This is a genomic window from Kitasatospora sp. NBC_01246, from assembly GCF_036226505.1.
GTDB lineage: Bacteria > Actinomycetota > Actinomycetes > Streptomycetales > Streptomycetaceae > Kitasatospora.
Window position 1 is genome coordinate 6,566,551 of record NZ_CP108484.1, and the last position, 21,728, is coordinate 6,588,278.

General features: G+C 72.3%; 17 protein-coding genes. 10 read left to right on the plus strand and 7 right to left on the minus strand.

What is annotated here, in order from left to right:
- The first annotated feature begins 52 nt into the window (after positions 1–52).
- The 3 genes from OG618_RS27875 to OG618_RS27885 all read left to right on the plus strand — a co-directional run bounded on the left by OG618_RS27875 (position 53) and on the right by OG618_RS27885 (position 3,983).
- Entirely contained in the window at positions 53–1,366 is a 1,314-nt protein-coding gene (locus OG618_RS27875) for a pyridoxal phosphate-dependent aminotransferase (protein ID WP_329490290.1), read from the plus strand.
- A 13-nt stretch (positions 1,367–1,379) separates the two neighbouring features.
- Positions 1,380–2,273: a fumarylacetoacetate (FAA) hydrolase gene (locus OG618_RS27880; RefSeq protein ID WP_329490291.1), complete on the plus strand. Its 894-nt coding sequence runs from the start codon at positions 1,380–1,382 to the stop codon at positions 2,271–2,273.
- Between the two features lie 489 nt (positions 2,274–2,762).
- Positions 2,763–3,983, plus strand: a complete 1,221-nt coding sequence (locus OG618_RS27885; RefSeq protein WP_329490292.1) for an MFS transporter — start codon at positions 2,763–2,765, stop codon at positions 3,981–3,983.
- Between the two features lie 347 nt (positions 3,984–4,330).
- On the opposite strand, the gene OG618_RS27890 is transcribed toward OG618_RS27885, so the two are convergent.
- On the minus strand, positions 4,331–5,041 hold the full coding sequence (locus OG618_RS27890; protein ID WP_329490293.1) for a response regulator transcription factor: 711 nt from the start codon (positions 5,039–5,041) through the stop codon (positions 4,331–4,333).
- A gap of 177 nt (positions 5,042–5,218) precedes the next feature.
- Between OG618_RS27890 and OG618_RS27895 the strand changes: the two genes are divergently transcribed.
- A complete protein-coding gene (locus OG618_RS27895) occupies positions 5,219–5,809 on the plus strand; it encodes a TetR/AcrR family transcriptional regulator (RefSeq protein WP_329490294.1) in 591 nt (196 codons plus the stop codon).
- A 54-nt stretch (positions 5,810–5,863) separates the two neighbouring features.
- On the opposite strand, the gene OG618_RS27900 is transcribed toward OG618_RS27895, so the two are convergent.
- Positions 5,864–6,637, minus strand: a complete 774-nt coding sequence (locus OG618_RS27900) for an SDR family NAD(P)-dependent oxidoreductase (RefSeq protein ID WP_329490295.1) — start codon at positions 6,635–6,637, stop codon at positions 5,864–5,866.
- Positions 6,638–6,802: 165 nt separating this feature from the next.
- Positions 6,803–7,432: a ScbR family autoregulator-binding transcription factor gene (locus OG618_RS27905; RefSeq protein WP_329490296.1), complete on the minus strand. Its 630-nt coding sequence runs from the start codon at positions 7,430–7,432 to the stop codon at positions 6,803–6,805.
- A gap of 116 nt (positions 7,433–7,548) precedes the next feature.
- Between OG618_RS27905 and OG618_RS27910 the strand changes: the two genes are divergently transcribed.
- Together OG618_RS27910 and OG618_RS27915 are read left to right on the plus strand one after the other, a co-directional pair.
- On the plus strand, positions 7,549–8,493 hold the full coding sequence (locus OG618_RS27910; protein WP_329490297.1) for a ScbA/BarX family gamma-butyrolactone biosynthesis protein: 945 nt from the start codon (positions 7,549–7,551) through the stop codon (positions 8,491–8,493).
- Between the two features lie 370 nt (positions 8,494–8,863).
- The gene (locus tag OG618_RS27915) at positions 8,864–10,309 is read left to right on the plus strand and encodes a glyceraldehyde-3-phosphate dehydrogenase (RefSeq protein ID WP_329490298.1); all 1,446 of its coding nucleotides are present in this window, start codon (positions 8,864–8,866) and stop codon (positions 10,307–10,309) included.
- 149 nt (positions 10,310–10,458) lie between these two features.
- Here OG618_RS27915 and OG618_RS27920 read toward each other — a convergent pair whose 3' ends face one another.
- The 3 genes from OG618_RS27920 to OG618_RS27930 form a co-directional block, all read right to left on the minus strand.
- Positions 10,459–11,727, minus strand: a complete 1,269-nt coding sequence (locus OG618_RS27920; protein ID WP_329492313.1) for a sugar ABC transporter permease — start codon at positions 11,725–11,727, stop codon at positions 10,459–10,461.
- Between the two features lie 56 nt (positions 11,728–11,783).
- Positions 11,784–12,563 carry an ATP-binding cassette domain-containing protein gene (locus OG618_RS27925; RefSeq protein WP_442906873.1) on the minus strand — a complete coding sequence of 260 codons (780 nt, stop codon included), beginning with the start codon at positions 12,561–12,563 and terminating at the stop codon, positions 11,784–11,786.
- 162 nt (positions 12,564–12,725) lie between these two features.
- Positions 12,726–13,838, minus strand: coding sequence for a sugar ABC transporter substrate-binding protein (locus OG618_RS27930; protein WP_442906874.1), 1,113 nt, complete (start codon positions 13,836–13,838; stop codon positions 12,726–12,728).
- A gap of 506 nt (positions 13,839–14,344) precedes the next feature.
- Between OG618_RS27930 and OG618_RS27935 the strand changes: the two genes are divergently transcribed.
- The 3 genes from OG618_RS27935 (at position 14,345) to OG618_RS27945 (ending at position 20,110) form a co-directional block, all read left to right on the plus strand.
- Complete coding sequence (locus OG618_RS27935; protein WP_329490300.1) at positions 14,345–16,051, plus strand: glycosyltransferase family 2 protein; 1,707 nt, start codon at positions 14,345–14,347, stop codon at positions 16,049–16,051.
- Positions 16,052–16,117: 66 nt separating this feature from the next.
- Positions 16,118–19,189, plus strand: coding sequence for an acyltransferase family protein (locus OG618_RS27940; RefSeq protein WP_442906875.1), 3,072 nt, complete (start codon positions 16,118–16,120; stop codon positions 19,187–19,189).
- Positions 19,190–19,381: 192 nt separating this feature from the next.
- Complete coding sequence (locus tag OG618_RS27945) at positions 19,382–20,110, plus strand: DUF5995 family protein (RefSeq protein WP_329490302.1); 729 nt, start codon at positions 19,382–19,384, stop codon at positions 20,108–20,110.
- A 35-nt stretch (positions 20,111–20,145) separates the two neighbouring features.
- On the opposite strand, the gene OG618_RS27950 is transcribed toward OG618_RS27945, so the two are convergent.
- Entirely contained in the window at positions 20,146–20,670 is a 525-nt protein-coding gene (locus OG618_RS27950) for a hypothetical protein (RefSeq protein ID WP_329490303.1), read from the minus strand.
- A 265-nt stretch (positions 20,671–20,935) separates the two neighbouring features.
- On the opposite strand from OG618_RS27950, the gene OG618_RS27955 reads away from it, so the two are divergent.
- Positions 20,936–21,652: a flavodoxin family protein gene (locus tag OG618_RS27955; protein ID WP_329490304.1), complete on the plus strand. Its 717-nt coding sequence runs from the start codon at positions 20,936–20,938 to the stop codon at positions 21,650–21,652.
- The last annotated feature ends 76 nt before the right edge of the window (positions 21,653–21,728 follow it).

Sequence of the window (21,728 nt, forward strand, 5' to 3'; positions counted from 1 at the left end):
CCCGGTCCCGCCCCGCCGACCACCAGCCCCCTCCGATCCCTGGAGCACACCCATGCCCGAGCCCGCGAAGGTGACCCTGTCGGCGACGCTGGCCGCCGACGAGGCCCTCGCCCGCAGACGCGCCGCCGGCGAACAGGTCCTGATCATGGCCAGCGGCGAGATCGGCCTGCCGGTCCACCCCGAGCTGAGAGCCCGGCTGGCGGCCGCCGCCGACCGGTCCACCTACGGCCCGGTGGCCGGCAGCCCGGAGCTGCGGTCGGCGGCGGCCGGCTACTGGCAGCGGCGCGGTCTGGCCGCCGACCCGGAGCTGGTCGTCGCCGGACCGGGCAGCAAGGCCCTGCTGTTCGCCCTGATCATGGCGGTCGGCGGCGACGTGGTGATCCCCCGGCCCAGCTGGGTCAGCTACGCCGCCCAGGCCGAGCTCGTCGGCGCCCGCGTCCTCAAGGTCCCCGTTCCGGCGGGGGAGGGCGGCGTACCGGACCCGGACCTGCTGCGCGAGACGGTCCTGGCGGCCCGCGCCGCCGGGCACGACCCGCGCTCCGTCGTCGTCACCCTGCCGGACAACCCCACCGGCGCCGTCGCCACGCCCGACACCGTCCGGCGGCTGGGCGAGGCGGCCCGGGAGCTGGACCTCGTCATCATCTCCGACGAGATCTACTGCGACCTGGTCTTCGACCCGGCCACCCCGGCGGTCTCCCCGGCCGCGTTCGCACCCGAGCGCACCGTGGTCACCACCGGGCTGACCAAGAACCTGGCGGTGGGCGGCTGGCGGACGGGCGTCGCCCTGCTGCCCGAGGGCGCCGCCGGGCGCCGGCTCCACGCCCGGCTGATCGCCATCGCCAGCCAGATCTGGTCCAGCCCGCCCGCCCCCGTCCAGGTGGCGGCCGCGTACGCCCTCGGCGAGCCGCCGGAGATCGTGGCGCACGTGGCGGCCTCGCGCCGGCTGCACGGGATCGTCGCCGCGGCGACGGCCGAGCGGTTCACCGCCGCCGGAGCGCTGCTGGCGCCGGTCCGCGCCACCTGCTACCTGTACCCGGACTTCGAGCCGCTGCGCGAGCGGCTCCGCTCCGTCCACGGGGTGCGCACCGGGACGGAGCTGGCCCGGCTGCTCACCGACCGCTACGGCGTCGGCGTGCTGGGCGCCGAGGCCTTCGGGGAGGCCGCCGAGCCACTGCGGCTGCGCGCGGCCACCAGCCGGTTCTACGGCGAGACGGCGGAGCGGCAGCACGCCGCCCTGGAGGCCGCCGACCCGCTCGGGCTGCCGTGGATCCGGGCCGCCATCGACCGGGTCGACGAGGTCCTGACGGACCTCACCGCCCCGTCCACCACCCGGCTCCTGCCGGGCCGACCGCACCAACGAGCCTAGGAGGACCACCGAGATGTCCGTACTTTTCGAATGCGAATACCAGGGTGAGCGGTACGTGGGCTTCGAGAAGCCCGTACCCGGGCAGGCTCTGACGCTGTACCGGGTGAACGACGGCCGGCTGCAGGCCGAGTTCATCGCCGCCGAGACCGCCGAGGACGTCGTCGCCGCGATCAAGGCCGAGGTCACCCCGATCACCGTCGAGGGCGGCGAGGAGCAGGTGAAGTACCTGCCGCCGCTGCTGCCCGAGGCCAGCGGGAACGCCCTGTTGAGCGGTTTCATGCGGACCCACAAGTCGAAGTTCGAGGGCGAGCCGGGCGAGGACGAGGAGTTCGTCGCGCCGAACTGGTTCTTCAAGGGCTTCGGTTCCTGGCTGCGGCTGCCCGGCGAGACCCTGGTCGTCCCGGAGAAGTCGGTGGCGCTGATCGAGGAGCCGGAGCTGGCCCTCGTCTACGTCAACGACGACGCGGGCAACCCGCGGTACGTCGGCTACACCTTCGGCAACGACCTGTGCGACATCGGCCTGCACATCCAGAACCCGGGCTGGAACCCGTACTGCAAGCTGTGCGACACCTCGATCACCCCGTGGCTGTTCCTCGGGGAGCCGCCGGCCTCGGTGACCGGCCGGGTCGTCATCGAGCGGGACGGCGTCCCCGCCTGGGAGGGCCCGTTCGACTGCGGCGAGGACGCCCTGTACTTCAAGATCCAGGACATGGTGGACAACCTGTTCGAGTACCCGGCGCTGCGCCGCCCGGGTCTGGTCAACTACGTCCTGCTCGGCGCCGACAAGGCGAGCTTCCACGACGGTTTCCGGATCGCCCACGGCGACCGCATCACCATCGACTTCAAGAGCCACGGCGTGGTGCTGGACAACGAGGTGACGTTCACTCAGTCCAACTACCCGGCCTAGTCGTTCGGGGCTCGCCGCCGTTGGCCGGTTCCCGCCCTTCTGGCCCGATCCGCCTGCCCGGTGGGGTTGTCCGCCCCGCCGGGCAGGCGGGTTCCTGCGGAGCGTCCACCATGTGAGACGGTCTCGCCGCCGCATCGGAAGCCCCGCGGCCACCCCCGCGGCCGACTGCCCGGAGAGTCGCTCCGGGCCCGTGAGCTGCACGTTTGATGGTGCGTCAACTCTGTTCAACGCCAGGCCGAGTGCCGTCAACCGGGCTCGCCGCACCCGCTACTTCCGCCGGAACATAAATAAGTCCATCATCTCTGCGGGAAACGGGATGACCGGGCGGTCGGCGGTTGTTGCGGCTGGCAGCGCGCTGCGTGGGGGCCGGGGGGCTTTGGCGTGCGACGAACCGGCACGCGACGAACCGCTCTCCGCCCGAAGTCGGCTCACCCCGTACCGCAGCAGCGTCCTGAATCCGCATTCGTATGAGAGTTCGAGGTATCAAGCATGGCAACCTCCCAGACCGGGCTGTCGGCAAGCTCCCCTCCGGACACACCCTCCGCGGAGGAGAGCCGGAAGCTCCCGATGTCCCCCCTGCTGGCCCTGGCCACGGCCGCCTTCGTGATGGTGCTGACCGAGGCGCTGCCCGCCGGCGTGCTGCCCGAGATGGCGCGCGACCTCTCGGTCAGCGAGTCCGCGGCGGGGCAGGCGCTGACGATCTACGCGATCGCCACCGGCGTCTCGGCCATCCCGCTCGCCGCCGCCACGGCCGGCTGGCGCCGCAAGCAGCTGGTCCTGGTGGCGGTGGTGGCCTTCATCCTCGCCAACACGGTCACCGCCATCTCGTCGAGCTACGTCCTGACCATGGGGTTCCGTCTCGTCGCCGGTGTGGCCGCGGCCGCCGTCTGGGGTGAACTCGTGGTGTACGCGCGCCGGCTGGCGCCGCCGCACCTGGTCGGCCGGGCCATCGCGATCACCATGATCGGCATCCCGCTCGCCCTGTCGCTGGGCATCCCGGCCGGCACCTTCCTCGGCAAGGTCTTCGGCTGGCGCCTGACCTTCGGTCTGATCACCGCCGTCACCGTGCTGCTGCTGCTCTGGATCATCGCGTCCGTGCCCGACCACCCGGGGCAGAAGGCCGAGCACCGCGAGCCGATCCTCCAGGCCCTGCGCCTGCCCGGGGTGTCGATCATCCTGGTCGTGGTCGCCGCGTACGTGCTCGCCCACAACACCTTCTACACGTACATCGCCTCGTTCCTCGACGAGAACAAACTGGGGGACAACCGCGACACCGTCCTCCTGGTCTTCGGCCTCGCCTCGATGCTGAGCATCTGGATCACCGGTACGCTGATCGACCGCTACCTTCGCGAACTGACCATCGCCAGCTGCGTCCTGTTCACCGTGGCGGCGGTCTTCCTCGCGCTGACGCCGGGCAGCCCGGTGGCCGTCTACGGGGCGATGGTGCTGTGGGGCCTCGGCTGGGGCGGCCTGGCCACCCTGCTGCAGACCGCCGTCACCAACACGGGCGGCAGCCGCGGCCAGGCCCTGCTGGTCACGGTCTGGAACTCGTTCATGGCCGGTGGCGGCGTGGCCGGCGGGGTGCTGCTCTCGGCGGCCGGCCCGGGCTCGTTCCCGTGGACCGTGCTGGTGCTGGTGATCCCGCTGATCGCCCTCGTGTTCGCCGCCCGTACGCACGCCTTCCCGGCGAAGCGCGCGGAAGCGGTCTGATTCTCCCGGCAGATGGCAGTGGCTCCCGCCCTCGGGCGGGAGCCACTGCCATCTGCCGAACCGCTCGGTCGGTGCGCCCGGGTTCGCTCTTCGCCGGGGCTCCGCGCGCCGGTCGTCGGCCTGTCAACCGCCGGGGAAACGGTAGATGACGATCAGTCGGCCGGCCGGCGGCGCGCCTCGGGGGTGGGCCCGTGGGCTGCTGTCCGTGCGAGGTCGGTTCGTTCCCGCGCTGCGCGGGGTCGTTCGAGGAGGGTGTCGTGCGCGCCGGGGTGCCGTTCGCGCGGGGCGCTCCGGGCGGGTGCCGTCGTGTCGGTGCGGTCCTTCCGGGGCGGGCCCGTGGCCGGCCGTCAGCCGTGGCCGATGCGGTAGCCGATCCCGCGGACGGTGATGACCCAGGTGCTCGCGCCGAGCTTCGCGCGAAGGTTGCGCACATGCGTGTCGATGGTCCGGCTGGAGTCCACCCAGTCGGTGTCCCAGACCCGGGCCATCAGATCCTTGCGTGACATGACGTGGCCCTGGTTCGAGGCCAGGATGTGCAGCAGCTCGAACTCCTTGGCGGTGAGGCTCACCCGCTCGCCGTGCAGGCGGACTTCACGGGTCCTTTCGTCGACGTGGAGCGGGCCGATGGATAATATCCGGACCGGGGCCGGTCTGGGGCGGGCGCGGCGGAGCACGGCTTCGATACGGGCCGTCATCTCCCTGGGGCCGCACGAGCGGACGACGCAGTCGTCCGCGCCGGCCTGCAGGGCGAGCACCCGGTCGAGTTCGGTGTCGCGGCCGGTGAGAGTGATAATGGGCTTGTCTCCACTCGCTCGTATCGAACGGCAGACTTCCAGGCCGTCGATGTCGGGAAGATCGAGATCGAGCAGGATCATGTCCGAGTGCTCATGTGTTCTCAGCACTTCCGCGCCGGTTCCGGCAAGTCTCGTGCAGTACCCCTGTCGTCGGAGGTCATGAGCCCTTCCTTCGGCGGCGTCGTGGTCGCCGGCGACCACGAGCACCCGGATCGCCTGCGGCTCGGAGGCCTTCTCGGTCCGTCGGTACGGGATCGACACCACGGCCCGGGGCTGACCTGGTAGTTCGGTTCGAGAGGTTGTCGCCAGAGTCATAAAGTCCCCCCTGTACACCAGTTCTACACAGGATGCACCACGGGGAGGCGGCCCCGCTACAAAAATAGTGGCATTCTTTTTTTACGCCTATGGTGCGGGTGTATGAACGCCACATCTGACAGGAGCATGATGATGCAAGAGAGGGCGGCCCGGACGCGACAGAACCTGGTCAGCGCGGCCGCTGGCGAGTTCGACCGCGACGGATACGCGGGGGCGTCCCTGGCGCGGATCGCCAGGTCGGCCGGAATCACCACCGGAGCCCTGACGTTCCACTTCCAGAGCAAGGAGGAGATGGCCGCGGTGGTCAGGACGCAGGGCCACGCCGTGACCCAGGCCGTCGTGGGCCAGGTGACGGCGCGGAGCGAACCCCCGGTCCAGTCGGTCATCTCGCTGACCCTGGCGCTGGCCGATCTGCTGGAGCGGGAGGCCGTGGTGCGCGCCGCGGCCCGGCTCGCCCGGGAGCAACCCGGGGAGCCGGACTGGTCGACGACCTGGGCGCCGGTGATCCACGAGCGCCTACAGGCGACGCACGAAGCCGAGTTGGGCCCGTACGGGGACCGGAGCACCCTCGCCACCCTGGCCGGGTACCTGGTCACCGGAGCGGAGTCCTGCATCCGGCAGCGGGCCTGCCGGAAGGAACCCCTGGACGGGCAGTCCGTGGAGCACATCAGCCGCATCTGGGACCTCCTCAGTTGCGGCGAGCGGTGCCTGACTTGAGCCCACCGGCGAGAGTCACCCCGCCGGGCCCGACCCCCGGCTCCGCCGGCCCCGTCAGACGGCGCTGCAGCCGCCGTCGACGGGGACGGCACCACCGGTGACGAACGAGGCCTGGTCGCTCAGCAGCCAGGCCGCCGCGCGCGCCACCTCGACGGGTTCGGCGAGCCGGGGCTGGATGGATCTGCCCACCGCGACCTGCTCCAACTGCGGGACCTGGCGCATGGCGTCCTCGATCAGCTCGGTGCGGGTGGTCCCGACGACCAGCGCGTTGACCCGGATCCCGCGCGCCCCGTACTCGGCCGCCGCGGCCCGGCTCAGGCCGAGCACGGCGTGCTTGGCCGCGACGTAGGGGGAGACCGCTCCGGTGGCGAACAGGCTCGCGATGCTGGCGGTGTTGACGATCGAGCCGCCCGACTCCTGGCCGAGCATCACCGGCACCTGGTGCTTGAGGCAGTTCCACACACCGCGTACGTTGACGTCCATGATCCGGTCGTAGACCGCGTCGTCCGTCTCGTGCAGCTGTGAGCCGATCGCCCCCCAGCCGGCGTTGTTGAAGGCGCCGTCCAGGCCGCCGAAGGCCGCCACGGCGGTGGCGACGACCCGTTCGACGTCGGCCGTCGCCGTCACGTCCCCCGGGGCCACCTCGGCCCGGCCGCCCGCGGAGCGGATCTCCTCGGCGAGCCGGTCGAGCAGTTCCTTGCGCCGGGCCGTCAGCACCACGGCCGCGCCCTCGGCGGCGAACAGCCGGGCGGCGGCCGCGCCTATCCCGCTGGACGCCCCGGTGATCATGACGGTCCTGCCCTGCAACAGCCCCTGACGGTGCTCCATGTGCTTCGCCCCCCTGCCCGCGGCGCCGACCGGCCCGCGAGCCGGTCTCGGTGTCGTCGAACTCGGATGTCGATCATTGTCCCGGGCCCGCGGGGGGCGGCACCAGTCGGGACGGTCGACCGTCCGGGGAGCGGACCGGCACGGGGCGGTCCCCGGCCGTCGGCGCTACTCGGGCCGGCCGCGGCACTCCGAGAGCTCGATTCGCTTCGCGGTGGCGGGGGTTGCGACGGCCGGCAGCAGCAGCTGCCAGAACTCCACGACGCGCTCCGGGAGATCGGCGCGCCGGGTCTCGATGAACGAGTGCATCTGGGCCCCCGTACACGCGTAGACCACCAGGCGGGAGAGCGCCTGGACGTCGGTGCCGGCCCGCAGTTCCCGCCGGCGCTGGGCGACCAGGAGGTCGTCCATGATGATCTCGGCCCACTGGCGGTGGGAGTTCTCGTCCGGGGAGTTGAACTGCTCCTGCTCCCAGACCAGTCGGGCCCCGGCCTGGAGGATGGGGTTGTCGAGCAGCTGGCAGGCCCAGGTGAGGGACACGTCGACGACGCGCTGCAGCCCCTCCGAGGGGCGGGGGGTCACCACCCACTCGGGCTGGCGGAAGACGATCTCCCGGGCCAGCTCGCTCTTGTTGCGGAAGTGGAAGTACACCGCACCCAGGGTCAGGCCGGCCTCGTCGGCGATCTTGACGACGCTGGTTCCGGAGAAGCCCTGCTCCCCGAAGAGCTTCGCGGCGGCCTGGATCAGGGCGGCCCGCGTCCGCTCGGCCCGCTCCTGTTTCACTGGGCGTCCCACCATACGACTGCACCTCATGTTGCTTGATAAAGAAGAGTATTCTTCATTTTATAGGCTGGGGGGACGATTGCACCGCTCCCGTCCCCCGCCACACTGACTCCGGGGGGAGACGGCTCATCATGGAGTCGCGTCCAACGATCGTTCAGCACACGGCGGCCACGCGCACCCGGCCGACGGTCCCGCCGGAGATGCCGGCCCTGGTCGGCAAGTCCGTGGCGGGCGAAGCGCTCGTCACCGACTGGGGCGACGTCTCCGGCGCCACCCAGTGGGTCACCGTCCACTGGCCGCACGACCACCCCTTCTACACCGAGGGCGGCCGCTACAGCCCCCTGCTGTTCACCGAGAGCGCCCGCCAGGCGCTCACCGTGCTGAGCCACGCCGTCCACGGCGTCCCGCTCGGACACCGCTTCGGCATGGAGCGTATCCGAACCTCCGTCAACTCGGACGAGCTGTACACCACTTCCGGCCCGCCCGAGGTCGACCTGCTGATCACCCACACCTCGGTGACCAGGCGGCGGCTCGGCTCCGCCCACCTGGTCTCCCAGGTCGAGGCCCGGCGCGGGGGGCGCCACCTCGGCACCGCCGAACTCCACTACACCAGCCACCCGCCCGCCCTCTACGACCGCCTGCGCGGCCGCTACGCCGACGCGGCCCAGGCCTTCGCCCGGGCGCTCCCGCTCCCCCCGCCGGCCCCCACCGCCGTGGTCGGCCGCCTGCACGAGCGGGACGTCGTCATCTCACCGGCGGGCGCGCCGGACCACTGGCAGCTCCGTACGGACACCGGCCACCGCGTCCTCTTCGACCACCCGCACGACCACGTCCCCGGCATGGTCCTCCTGGAGGCCGCCGTCCAGGCGACCCGGGCCACCCTGCCCCACCCCGCCGTCCCGGTCGCCTTCGACAGCACCTTCCTGCGCTACGTCGAGTTCGACCAGCCCTGCCTCCTGACCACCACCCCCGCACCCCCCACCCCCGACGGCCACCCCCGCACCCACATCCGAGCCACCCAGTCCGGCACCCCCGTCTTCACCACCACCCTCACCACCGAGCCCCACCCGGCCTGACCCACCTGGCCGGGGCGGCGGGGGAGGGCGGCGGGCGGGCCCGGCTCCGGTGATGTCCGTCACGGGCTGGAGCGGGGGAGGAGGGCGCCGGTCGGTGGCAGCCGTGGTGCGCGAGCTGCTCGCGGCCCACGGCCGGGACGGGTGGACTCCGCGGAAGGTCGCGCACGACCGGCCGCCGTACGAGGGCCTGTTGCCCGCTCCGGCGCGAGGGTTCGATATGGCCATGACGATCACCGGGCTCGGACGAACGAGCGAGGCGTGCCCTTCGAAACCCCGGGCGGGGAAAGTGCTGTTCGGGTGGGTCCGGCTGAGAGGCCAAAATGGCTCAAAGCTAGCATGTGGGCATTCGCCTAGCTCGAAAGATGGACCTGTGACTGTCAACGAAGACGTGTTCACTAACTGGATGAACCGCGAGGAGATCGCGGAGTCGATGATCCCGATCATCGGGAGGCTGCAGCGTGAGCGGGACGTCACCGTTCTGCTGCACAGCCGTTCCCTGGTGAACAAGTCGGTGGTCAGCATTCTGAAGACTCACCGGTTCGCCCGCCAGATAGCCGGGGCGGAGCTCTCGGTCACCGAGACGCTGCCGTTCCTGCACGCGCTCACCGCGCTGGATCTCGGCCCCTCCCAGATCGACATCGGCATGCTCGCCGCGACGTACAAGGCCGATGACCGCGGTCTGTCGGTGGCGGAGTTCACCGCGGAGGCGGTGGCCGGTGCCACGGGTGCCAACAAGCTGGAGCGTCGCGGGTCGCGCGATGTCGTGCTGTACGGGTTCGGCCGGATCGGCCGGCTGCTGGCCCGCCTGCTGATCGAGAAGGCCGGGTCGGGCAACGGCCTGCGGCTGCGTGCCATCGTCGTCCGCAAGGGCGCGGGCGACGACCTGGTGAAGCGCGCCTCGCTGCTGCGGCGCGACTCGATCCACGGCCAGTTCAACGGCACGATCACCGTCGACGAGGCGAACAACAAGATCATCGCCAATGGTCACGAGATCACGGTGATCTACTCCGACGACCCGACCACGGTGGACTACACCGCGTACGGGATCAAGGACGCGATCCTGATCGACAACACCGGCCGGTGGCGGGACCGCGAGGGGCTCTCGAAGCACCTGCGCCCCGGGATCGAGAAGGTCGTCCTGACCGCGCCGGGCAAGGGCGACGTCCCGAACATCGTGCACGGCGTGAACCACGACATGATCAAGCCGGACGAGCAGATCCTGTCCTGCGCCTCCTGCACCACCAACGCGATCGTCCCGCCGCTGAAGGCGATGGCGGACGAGTACGGCGTGCTGCGCGGCCACGTGGAGACCGTCCACTCGTTCACCAACGACCAGAACCTGCTGGACAACTACCACAGCTCGGACCGCCGCGGCCGTTCGGCACCGCTGAACATGGTGATCACCGAGACCGGTGCCGCCTCCGCCGTCGCGAAGGCGCTGCCGGACCTCGACGCGAAGATCACCGGCAGCTCGATCCGGGTGCCGGTGCCGGACGTCTCGATCGCGATCCTCAGCCTGCGGCTCGGTCGCGAGACCACCCGCGAGGAGGTCCTCGACTACCTCCGGGAGGTGTCGCTGACCTCGCCGCTGAAGCGCCAGATCGACTTCGTCACCGCTCCCGACGCGGTGTCCAGCGACTTCATCGGCTCGCGCCACGCCTCGATCGTGGACGCCGGCCCCACCATGGTGGACGGGGACAACGCGATCCTCTACCTGTGGTACGACAACGAGTTCGGCTACTCCTGCCAGGTGATCCGGGTCGTCCAGTACGTCTCAGGCGTGGAGTACCCGACCTTCCCGGCCCCGGCGCTCTGAGCCGGATGCTCTGAGCCGGGTGCTCTGAGCCGGGTGCGCTGACCCCGGCCCGAAGGCCTGACGGCCGGGCGCCCGCCCATGCGGCACGGGGGCCCGCTCCACCACCGGTGGAGCGGGCCCCCGTCGCCGTACCGGGGCCCGGGCGAGGGTCAGGCGCGGCCGGCCGCCTTCTGGGTGCGGCGGGCCAGGGAGTCGACGACCACGGCGGCCAGCAGCACCGCACCGGTGATCATGAACTGGATGGCGTTGCTCAGGCCCTCGATGTTCATGCCGGACTGGATCGAGCCGATCACCAGGGCACCGAGCAGGGCCGACCAGGTCTTGCCGCGGCCGCCGAAGAGGCTGGTGCCGCCGATGACGGCCGCCGCGATGGCGTTCATCAGCAGGTTGCCGCCGCCGGAGGTCTGGCTGGCGGACTGGATCTGGGCGGCCAGGAAGAGACCGCCGATGCCCGCCATGGTGGAGCAGATGATGAAGACGCTGATCCGGATCCACGAGATGTTGATACCGGCGCGGCGCGCGCCCTCGATGTTGCCGCCGAGCGCGAAGATCTGCCGTCCGTAGGTGGTGCGGCGCAGGACGAAGTCCAGCACCACGATGAAGATCAGGAAGATCAGCAGGGCCAGCGGCAGCCCCTTGTACTGGTTCAGGGTGTACGCGGCGAGGAACGAGACGACGGCCAGGGCCACCGTGCGCAGGACCAGGTCGGCCATCGGCCGGTACGGCACGCCGGCCGCCCGGCGCCGTCTCGCGTCGGCCAGCGAGGCGCCGACGAACAGCAGGACGCCGATCGCGGCGGCGCCGTAGGCGGCGAGCTGCTGGCTGTAGATGGTGCTGTAGAGACGGGAGACGATGTCCTTGCCGGAGAGGTTGACGGTGCCGCTGGCGCCGAGGATCTGCAGCATCGCGCCGTTCCAGCCGAGGTTGCCCGCGAGGGTGACGACGAAGGCCGGCACGCCGACCTTGGCGAAGAACACGCCCTGGATCAGGCCGACGACCGCGCCGCCGAGGATGGCGGAGAGCAGTGCCACCCACTGGTTGACGCCGTGGGTGACATTGAGGACGGCGAAGATCGCCGCGCACAGGCCGCTGACCGAGCCCACCGACAGGTCGATCTCGCCGAGCAGCAGCACGAAGACCACACCGATGGCGATCATGCCGGTACCGACGATCTGCTGCGACAGGTTGGAGAGGTTCTGGGCGGAGAGGAAGGTGCTGTCCAGGCTGCCGAAGACGGCCCAGATCACGATCAGTGCCAGGACGACCGGCAGCGAGCCGAGTTCGCCGCTGCTCACCCGCCGGCGGAACTCCCCGAGGTAGCCCTTGATGCCCTCCTGGCGCACGATGAGCCGCGGGTCCACGACCGGAGTCGCCGAGGGCGCCACGGGGACCGGCGCGTTGACGCCGCCCTTGGGCATGCTGTCCTCGGGCAGGTGGTGGCGGCGGCCGTCGTCGCCGCCCGGGATGTGGTCGCTCATGGGGTGCCCTCCGTGCCGCGGGCCTGTCGGCGGGTCACCGCGTTGTCCGTGGCCCCGGTGATGGCCGAGATGATCTGTTCCTGGTTGGTGGAGCGCCGGTCGAAGACGCCGTTGTTGCGGCCGAGCCGCAGGACCGCCACGGTGTCCGCGACCGCCATCACGTCCGCCATGTTGTGGCTGATCAGGATCACACCGAGGCCTCGCTCGCGGAGGCGTTCGACGAGGTCGAGGACCTGGGCGGTCTGCTCGACGCCGAGGGCGGCGGTCGGCTCGTCCAGCATCACGACCCTGGGCGAGCCGATCAGCGCGCGGGCGATCGCGACCACCTGGCGCTGGCCGCCGGAGAGCGAGGCGATCGGGATCCGCACGCTGGGGATGCGGATGGACAGCGTGTCCAGCAGCTCGCGCGAGCGCTTCTCCATCTCGACCTCGTCGAGGACGGCGAAGCGCTTGATCTCGCGGCCCAGGAAGAGGTTCCCGACGACGTCGAGGTTGTCGCAGAGCGCGAGGTCCTGGTAGACGGTGGCCACGCCGAGGTGCTGGGCGTCCTGGGGGCGGTGGATGGAGACCGGACGGCCCTGCCACTCGATGACGCCCTCGTCCGGCTGGTGCACCCCGGCGATCGCCTTGACCAGGGTGGACTTGCCGGCGCCGTTGTCCCCGACCAGCGCCAGTACCTCGCCGGTGTGCACCTCCAGCTCGATGTCGGTGAGCGCCTGTACGGCGCCGAACCGTTTGGAGACCCCGCGCAGGGCCAGTACGGTCTCACCTGCCACAGTGACCAACTCCCTTGCCCCGCCTCCGGGGGGAGGCGGGGCGTCTTCGGCTTCGGGTGCTTCTTCGGGGTGCTGCCGGTCCGGTACTGCCGGTCCGGTGCCGCACGCGACCGGGGCCGGGCCGGGGCCGCTCCGGGGAGCGGAGCCCGGGGCCCGGCGCCGCTACGAGAGGCCGGCCTCGGCGCAGGCGGCGGCGTAGTCGGGCGTGCAGATCTGCGCGACGGTGTAGAGGCCGTCGGCGACCACGGTGGTCTTGATGTTGTCCTTGGTCAGCACCACCGGGGTGATCAGGTCGGCCGGGACCTTGTTGCCGCTGCCGTTGGTCACCGTGGTCGGCACCAGGTCGGGGGCCGGGCTCGAACCCTGGGCGAAGGCCACCGCCATCCGCGCGGCCGCGTCGGTCTCCGGCTTGAACGGCTTGTAGATCGACATGGTCTGGGTGTTGACCAGGATCCGCTGCACCGCGTCCAGCTGGGCGTCCTGGCCGGTCAGCGGCACGCTGAGGTTCGCCGCCTTCAGTGCGGTCGCGATACCGGCGGCCATGCCGTCGTTGGCCGAGTAGACGCCGACGACGTTGGGCGCGCCGATCGCGGTGATCGCGGCGGCGGCCTCCTGGTTGGCGTTGTTCGGGTCCCAGTTCGGCGTGTCGTACTCCTTGCCGATCTTGAGCTTCCCGTCGATCGCGCTGTGCGCGCCGGCCTTGAAGTCGGCCGCGTTGGGGTCGGTCGGCGAGCCGTTGATCATGATGATCGACCCGGCGTTCGCCTTGTCGCCGACGGCCGCCACCAGGGCCTGGCCCTGCAGCTCGCCGACCTTCTTGTTGTCGAAGGACACGTACGCGTCGACCGGACCCTGCGCCAGGCGGTCGTACGCGACGACCTTCACGCCCGCGTCGTGCGCCTTCTGGACGGAGGACTGGATCGACTTGGAGTCCACCGCGTCCAGGATCAGCACCTGGTCGCCCTTGGTCAGCGCGGTGTCCACCTGGGTCTGCTGGGTGGTCGCGTTCTCGTTGGCGTTGTAGTAGTCGATCTGCGCGTTCGGCGCGAGTTCCTTGATCTTCTGCTCGATCAGCGGGCGGTCGAACTGCTCGTACCGGGTCGTCTTGGTCTCCGGCAGCAGCAGCCCGATCTTGATCGCTCCTCCTGCGGTGCCGCTCGCGCTGCCCGAGGACGTGGTGCCGGTCGACTGCTTGGCGCTGCCGCACGACGCCAGGCCCATGCCGACGGTTACCACTGCGGTCACCGCGACGATGCGGCGAAGCCCGATGTACATGAGGATGCCTCTCCGGTTGAGTCCACCCCCGCCTCCGAGTCTGGGAACACCGGGGCGCCGGCACGATCCGGACTGCGCCGAACGAGTGCGACGCACCGCCGTTCGGGGGAGGGGGCGGCCGTCCGACCCGGGGGAGCGAGGGGGTCAGGAGGGGGAGGAGTGGCGCCCGAGGTGACGGGTGGGTGGCCGGCGGGAGGCGATCAGGGGTCGCGACGGGGGCGGCGCGCAGTCACGCAGGCGTCGGGGCGGGGGATCGGCGAGGGCCCGGAGGCGTCCTGGCGGGGAGCGGACGGCTGCGCCCGACGGGACCCCGGGGTGGGCGGGGCGCCGCCGTCACCGCTGTGACCTGCCGTTTTCCTCCGCATCCGGCCGCAGTGGCCGGGTGATCGCGGCCCGGGGCGGGTGCCACCGGCGGGCGTCCCAGCTCTCGGACGGCCGCCCGAATGGTCTATACCAATGAGGTACTGTGACCGCGGAGCTGTCAGAAACGCGGCTGTGGGGGCCTCATGACTGTCCAACACCTTCCTCAACCTCCTTCCGATCAGGAGCTGTACTGGTATTTCGGACCACAACGCCGCTGGGTGCTGGTGCTGACCTCGCTGGCCTTCGTCTTCACCGCGGCGACCATGTTCACCTTCTCGCTGCGGACCCCGGCCCTCTGGGGCTTCCTCGCCGTCCTCGCGCTCAACGTCGTCGCGCTCGGGCTCTCCTCGGTCAACAGCCTCCGCCAGCGGCGGCTGACCAGGCAGTCGCACGAAGTCCTGGTGCACGCCTGGAACCCCGGTGAGCTGCCGACCGTCGACCTCTACCTGCCGACCTGCGGCGAACCGCTCGACGTCCTGGATAACGCCTACCGCGCGGTGCGGCGGCTCGACTGGCCGGGTGCGCTGACCGTCTGGGTGCTCGACGACGCCGACCGCGCCGAGGTCGCCGACCTGGCGGCCGCGCACGGCTACGAGTACGTCGTGCGGCCCGACCGAGGGCACCTCAAGAAGGCGGGCAACCTCAACCACGCGCTCACCCTGAGCCGCGCCGAGTACATCGCCATCCTGGACGCCGACTTCGCGCCCAGGCCGGACTTCCTGCGCCACCTCGTGCCGTACTTCGCGGACGCCCGGATCGGCATCGTGCAGAGCCCGCAGTGCTTCGACACCGACGAGACGATGGACTGGATCCAGCGTGCCGCCGGCTCGGCGCAGGAGTGGTTCTTCCGCTGGATCCAGCCCTCCCGGGACGCCAGCGACGCGGCGATCTGCTGCGGCAGCAACGCGGTCTACCGGCGCACGGCGATCGACGCGGCCGGCGGCTTCGCCCGGCTCGACCACAGCGAGGACCTCTTCACCGGCCTCGGCCTGTACGAGCAGGGGTACCGGACGCTGTACGTCCCGGTGCTGGTCGCCAAGGGCACCTCGCCCGACAACCTCGCCTCCTACGTCAACCAGCAGTACCGCTGGGCGATGGGCAACCTGCACCTGCTCGGCTCGCCCGTGCTCAAGCGGATCCGGGCGCCCTGGCGGATGCGGCTCTGCTTCTACGAGGGCGTCGTCGGCTACCTGGCCGCCGCCGTGAACCTCTTCGTGGCACCGCTGCCGCCGCTGGTGATGATGTTCTGGTACCCGGACCAGATCCGGCCCTGGCACGTCCTGCCGCTGCTCGCGCCGCTCTGGCTCTGGCACGTCCTGCTGCCCCGGATCAGCCGGACCCGCTGGCGGATCGAGGTGATCCGCTCCAACGTGCTGATGAGCGTGGCCGCCGGCGCCGCCTTCTGGCACACCCTGCGCGGCCGCAGCGCGGCCTGGGTGCCCACCGGCGCCGGCCGGGCGAAGCCGGGCGGCCTGGCCCGCCAGGTGGTCCTGGTCTCGCTCGGGTGGCTCTGCGCCTCCGTCGGCGCGGCCGCCGCGGGCCTCTCGCTCGCGGTCGCCCGCAACGGCTGGGAGCCCAACTGGGGCCTCGGCCTCTACCTGGCCGTGCAGTGCCAGATCGGCCTCCCGCTGATCCGCGACCTGGTCGGCGAGCTGCGCCCGGCCGGCGGGCAGCGCGCGGCCGACCCGGACCGCCCCGGCGCCCCGCGCCGGCTGCTGTCCCGGCGCGCGGCCCGGACGGGCATGCTGCCGCGGCGCTGGCCCGAAGCGCTGGCCGCCACCGCCACCCTCGTGCTCACCGCCCTGCTCGCCTCCGGCTGGGTCCGCCCGATGCTGCCCTGGCTGGGTTGAAAGGTCGTCACACCGATGTCACCGACCACACCGATGTCACCGACCCCGACCACACCGACCACCTCAATGTCATCGAACACACCTGTGCCACCGATCGCGGATCCGGAGCTCCTGCCGGGTACCTACACCATCCCCGGGCCGCCGCGCGGCGGCTCCGGCTCCCGGGGCTCCGGCGCGCGGGCGTCCGGCAGCCCGGGACCTGCGCCCCGCCCGGCCGGCTTCCGCCCCGACATCGAGGGCCTGCGCGCGGTCGCGGTCCTCGCGGTGCTCGCCTTCCACGCCTCCGTACCCGGCCTGGCCGGCGGGTTCGTCGGCGTCGACGTCTTCCTCGTCGTCTCCGGCTACCTGATCACCGGACTGCTGGTGCGCGAGGCCGTCACCACCGGCCGGGTCCGGCTGGGGGAGTTCTTCTCCCGCCGGGCGCGCCGGCTGCTGCCCTCGGCCGCCGTGGTGCTCGGCGCGGTCGCGCTGGCGGGCGCCTGGCTGACCGTCCCGCTGCGCCGTGCCGACCTGGAGCACGACGTGCTGGCCGCGGCGCTCTCCGTCGCCAACTGGCGCTTCGTCTCCCAGCAGACCGACTACCTCGCGGCCGGGCGCGACCAGAGCCCGCTGCTGCACTTCTGGTCGCTCGCGGTGGAGGAGCAGTTCTACCTGTTCTGGGCGCCACTGGTCGCGCTGATCGTGTTCCTGGCGGCCCGGGCGGTCCGCCGCGGCCGGGCCGTCCGCACGGTGGCGGCCGCGGTCGCGGGGGCGCTGACACTGGGCTCCTTCGCGCTCTCGCTGCACTGGACGCAGAGCTCGGTCTCGCTCGCCTACCTCGGCACGCCCTCGCGGGTCTGGCAGTTCGGGGTCGGGGCGCTGCTCGCCCTGCTGCCCTGGCACCGGCTGCGCGGACCGCGCCCGCTGCGGCTGCTCACCGGCTGGGCCGGCCTGCTGGCCATCGGCTGGTGCGTCCTCGGCTACGACGCCGGCACCCCCTACCCGGGGTACGCCGCACTGGTCCCGACCCTCGCCACCGCCGCGATCATCCTGGCCGGGACGCCGGACCGGCGGGACGGCGGCGCCGTCGTCGCCACCCGGTACGGCGCGGACCGGCTGCTCGGCCTGCGGGCCCCGCGCGTGATCGGCCGGCTCTCCTACAACCTGTACCTGTGGCACTGGCCGGTCCTGGTGCTCACCGAGGCCCGGTTCGGGACGCTCGGCTGGCCGGTCAAGGTGGCGCTGAGCGCGGCGGCCGCGCTGCCCGCCGTGGCGGTGCTGCGCTGGATCGAACAGCCGCTGCGCCGCAACCGGACCGTGGCCGAACTCCCCAGGCGCGGGCTCTCCTTGGGGCTCACCGCAGTGATCGTCCCGGTGGTGCTGGCGCTGGTCGTCGGCACCGGGACGCTGCGGCTGCTCGGGCCGGCCGGGCCGGTGGACCTGCTCGGCCTGCCGCCCGGCTCGCCCGACGGCACCTCCCTGCTGGTGCGCACCGCCACGCCGCCGAAGACCGCGGCGGTCGTCCCGGCCGCCGCGCAGGCGCGCAAGGACTTCCCGCCGGACGGCGAGTGCGAGGTGGCGCCGAGCGCCGTCACCAGCCCCGCCTGCCTGTTCGGCGACACCACCGGTGCGGACCGGATCGTCCTGCTCGGCGACTCGCACGCCGGCCAGTGGTTCTCCTCGCTGCTCGCCATCGCGGCGGGGCGCCACTGGGCCCTGGAGGAACTGGTCAAGCAGGGCTGCCCGCTGCCCGAACTCGACGTCGTCAACCCGCAGTTGGGGCGGGCCTACTGGGAGTGCGACAGCTGGCGGACGGCCAGCCTGGAGCGGTTGCGCAGCGGGCCGAAGCCCAAGCTGATCGTGGTCTCCGCGCTCAACCGCTACACCGACGACCGACGGCTGCTGCTCGACGGCTGGGAGCGGACACTGGCGCCGCTGCGCGCGCTCGGAGTGCCGATCGTCTACATCCAGGACACCCCGGTCCCCGGGACGGACGTTCCGGCCTGCGTCTCCGGGCACACCGAGGATCCGGCCGCCTGCGAGTTCCCGCGCGCCCGTGCGCAGTGGCCCGACCCGCTCGCCGAGGAGATCGCGGCCGGCCGGGTGCCGGGCGTCCGGTCGGTCGAGCTGAACTCCGTCCTCTGCCCGGGTGCGGGGCGCAGCTGCCCCGCCGTCCTGGAGCGCATCCTGCTCTACCGGGACGACGCGCACCTGACCAACGTCGCGGCCGTCGTCCTGACGCCCCGGCTCGAACGGCTGCTGACCGAGGCCGGGCTGGTGCCCGCCGCCGGCGCTGCCGGGGTTGTCGCCACCGGACCGGGGAAGCCCGGCGCCGACGGCTGGACACCGGTGCTGCGGGACGACTTCGAGGGCCCGGCCGGCAGCCGCCCCTCCGCCGAGCACTGGCAGTACGACCTGGGGACCTGCTACCCGGGCTGCCCGGCTCCGCAGTGGGGCACCGGGGAGATCGAGACGATGACCGACTCGACCGCCAACGTCCGTCTCGACGGCCGGGGCGCGCTGGAGATCGTCCCCACCCTGGAGAACGGCCGGTGGAGTTCGGGCCGGATCGAGTCCCGCCGCTCCGACCTCGCCCCGCCGCCCGGCGGAGTGCTGCGGATCGAGGCCTCGATCGCGCTGCCCGACGTCACCGGACCGGCCGCCGCCGGGTACTGGCCGGCCTTCTGGACGCTCGGCGGTGAGCTGCGCAACGGCTTCACCGGCTGGCCCGCGATCGGTGAGCTCGATGTGATGGAGCAGGTCAACGGCCGCGGCTCGATCTTCGGCACGATGCACTGCGGCACCCTGGAGGGTGGCCCCTGCCAGGAGCCGAAGGGCCTCGGCTCGGGCGACCAGCCGTGCCCGGACTGCCGCACGGGCTTCCACAGCTACGCGGTGGAGGTCGACCTCACACCCGGGGCCGAGCAGGTCCGCTGGTACCTCGACGGGCGCGAGCACCACCGGGTCACGGCCGCGGGGATGGACCGTGCGACCTGGGACCGGGCCGTCGGCCACGGGCTCTTCCTGATCCTGAACGTCGCGGTCGGCGGCAACCTGCCCGCCGCGCTCGGCGGCGGGCCCGGCCCGGCCACCGAGCCCGGGCACCCGATGCGGGTGGACTACGTCGCCGTCTCGACCCGGGGAGGCGCCCGCCCCTGATCCGGACCGGCCGGGGGCCGTCCCCGCCCCGCCGGCGAGGACGGCCCCCGGAGCGTCCCGGGCCCCGGCACGGTCGGCCGGCGGGGCGGTTCGGTCGACCGGCGGCGGTGGCCGCCGCGCCGAGGTGGCAGTCTGGGTACAGGTGGCAGCCGGGTCCGACCCCGCACCGACCGCTTCTCCGGGAGGACGGCCATGACATACGCGCACGCCAGGCCCGCGCGGAGCCTCGACGAGGTCGTCGGGCGGATGCGGGCGGTGGAGGCCCGGCTGGACCCGCGGGACGGTGTGGCCTGCTTCAACCGGATGTACCTGAGGGTCGCCGAACTGATCGGCGGCCACCTGGCCGCCGGCTCCTTCCAGGACGGGGCGTTCACCGAGGGCCTGGAGGTGGTCCTCGCCGGTGCCTACCTCGACGCGGTCGAGGACGCCGAGGCGGGTCGCCCGGTCAACGAGGCCTGGCAGCCGCTGTTCGAGGCCCGGGGAGACCGGTCGGTCCGGCCGATCCAGTTCGCTTTCGCGGGGATGAGCGCGCACCTCAGCCACGACCTCCCGCTGGGCCTGGTGGAGACCTGCATCGAGCGCCGCACCACGCCGGACACGCCGCCCGTGCACGCCGACCACCTCCGGGCCGCCGCACTGCTGGGGCAGGCCGAGGCCGAGGCCCGGGCCTCCTTCGAGGCGCGGCTCGGCGCGCCGGACGCCCAGGCCGCCGAGTCCCTGCAGCACCTCGTCGCCAGCTTCTCCGTCGCCCGCGCGCTGGACGCCGCCTGGGCCACCACCCAGACGCTCTGGCACGAGCGCAACCTGCGCCCCTTCCACGACGCCACGCTGGCCGCCGTCACCGGTGGCGCGATACTGGCCGCCCGGCTGCTGGTCACCCCGGTCCTGCCGCCGGCCGGCCAGCCCACCGACGAGGCCTGACACCGCCGCCGCTCCCGCGCCGGGACGAGCCGCGCTCAGTGCCCGAGGGCGGCTTTGGCGGCCACGATGATCAGGCCCAGGACGAGGTTGACGAACCCCTCCAGCGCCGCCTGCCGCCGGCTCGCACCGGCCCGGACGGCTCCCACGAACGCCCACCCGACCTGCTGGGCGACGGCGACGCCCAGCGCCAGCCAGGCCGTCCCGGCGAGGCCCAGCCCGAGCAGCGGGCTGATCAGCACCGCCACCGCGGGGGCCACCGCCGCCTCCACGATGGGCCGCTCGTGGCGGGCGATCCGGCGGGCCTGCCGCCAGGTGAGCCGCTGTCCGACCTGGCGCTCACCGGCGAGCCGGGCGTACACGTGGGCGCCCCAGAACACCAGGCCGGTGACGATCAGCAGGACGCCGAGCTGGACGCGCGGGTAGTCGCCGACGGCACCCGCGGTCGCCACCACCGAGGCGGCGAGCATGGAGCCGTAGACCGCTCCCGAGTAGTCCGTGCGCTCGGCCGCCGGACGGTCGCTGCGTTGCCCGCCCTCGGGCCGGCTGACTGGGCTGCTCATCCTTCGCACCCTACGAGGGGGTGGGCGGACCGGCCCGGCGGCTACGCCGTGCGGCGGCGGCCGCACGGGCGCCGGGACGACCACGCCGCCTTCACCCGGGCGATCGCCGACGGCGTGCTGCCCGCGGCGCCCCGCTGAGCGGGCCGGGCCCGTTCCCGGACCGGCGTCCGTCCGGCGTCCGCGCGGTCGGCCCAGTCCGACGGGCGGCGGCCCGGCCGTGCGGCTGGACTGGTGGGCGAACGCCTCCTCCGGAAAGGGCCCGCCGATGTCCACCTCGCCCCGCGGCTACGACGACCTGCGCGCGCTGGTCCTCAACTGCACCCTCAAGCGCTCACCCGAGCGCAGCCACACCCAGGGCCTGATCGACCTCAGCACCGGCATCATGCAGCGCCAGGGCGTCCAGGTCGACGTGATCCGGGCGGTCGACCACGACATCGCCACCGGCGTCTGGCCGGACATGACCGAGCACGGCTGGGAGACCGACGACTGGCCGGTGCTCTACAGCCAGGTGATGGCCGCCGACATCCTCGTCCTGGCCGGCCCGGTCTGGCTGGGCGACAACTCCTCCGTGATGAAGCAGGTGATCGAGCGGCTCTACGCCTGCTCGTCGATCCTCAACTCCGAGGGCCAGTACGCCTACTACGGCCGGGTGGGCGGCTGTCTGATCACCGGGAACGAGGACGGCGCGAAGCACTGCGCGATGAACGTGCTCTACAGCCTGCAGCACCTGGGGTACGTGATCCCGCCGCAGGCCGACGCCGGCTGGGTGGGGGAGGCGGGGCCGGGGCCGTCCTACCTCGACCCGGGGTCGGGCGGGCCGGAGAACGACTTCACCAACCGCAACGCCACCTTCATGACCTGGAACCTGCTCCACCTCGCCCGGATGCTCAAGGACGCCGGCGGCGTCCCCGCCCACGGCAACCAGCGCTCCGAGTGGGATGCGGGGTGCCGGTTCGACTTCGAGAACCCCGAGCACCGCTGAACCCAGCAAGCCTTCCACGGCCCGTCGGGCACGGCGGAACGATCACGGAGCGTGAGCGTCCAGGATCGAGAATGCG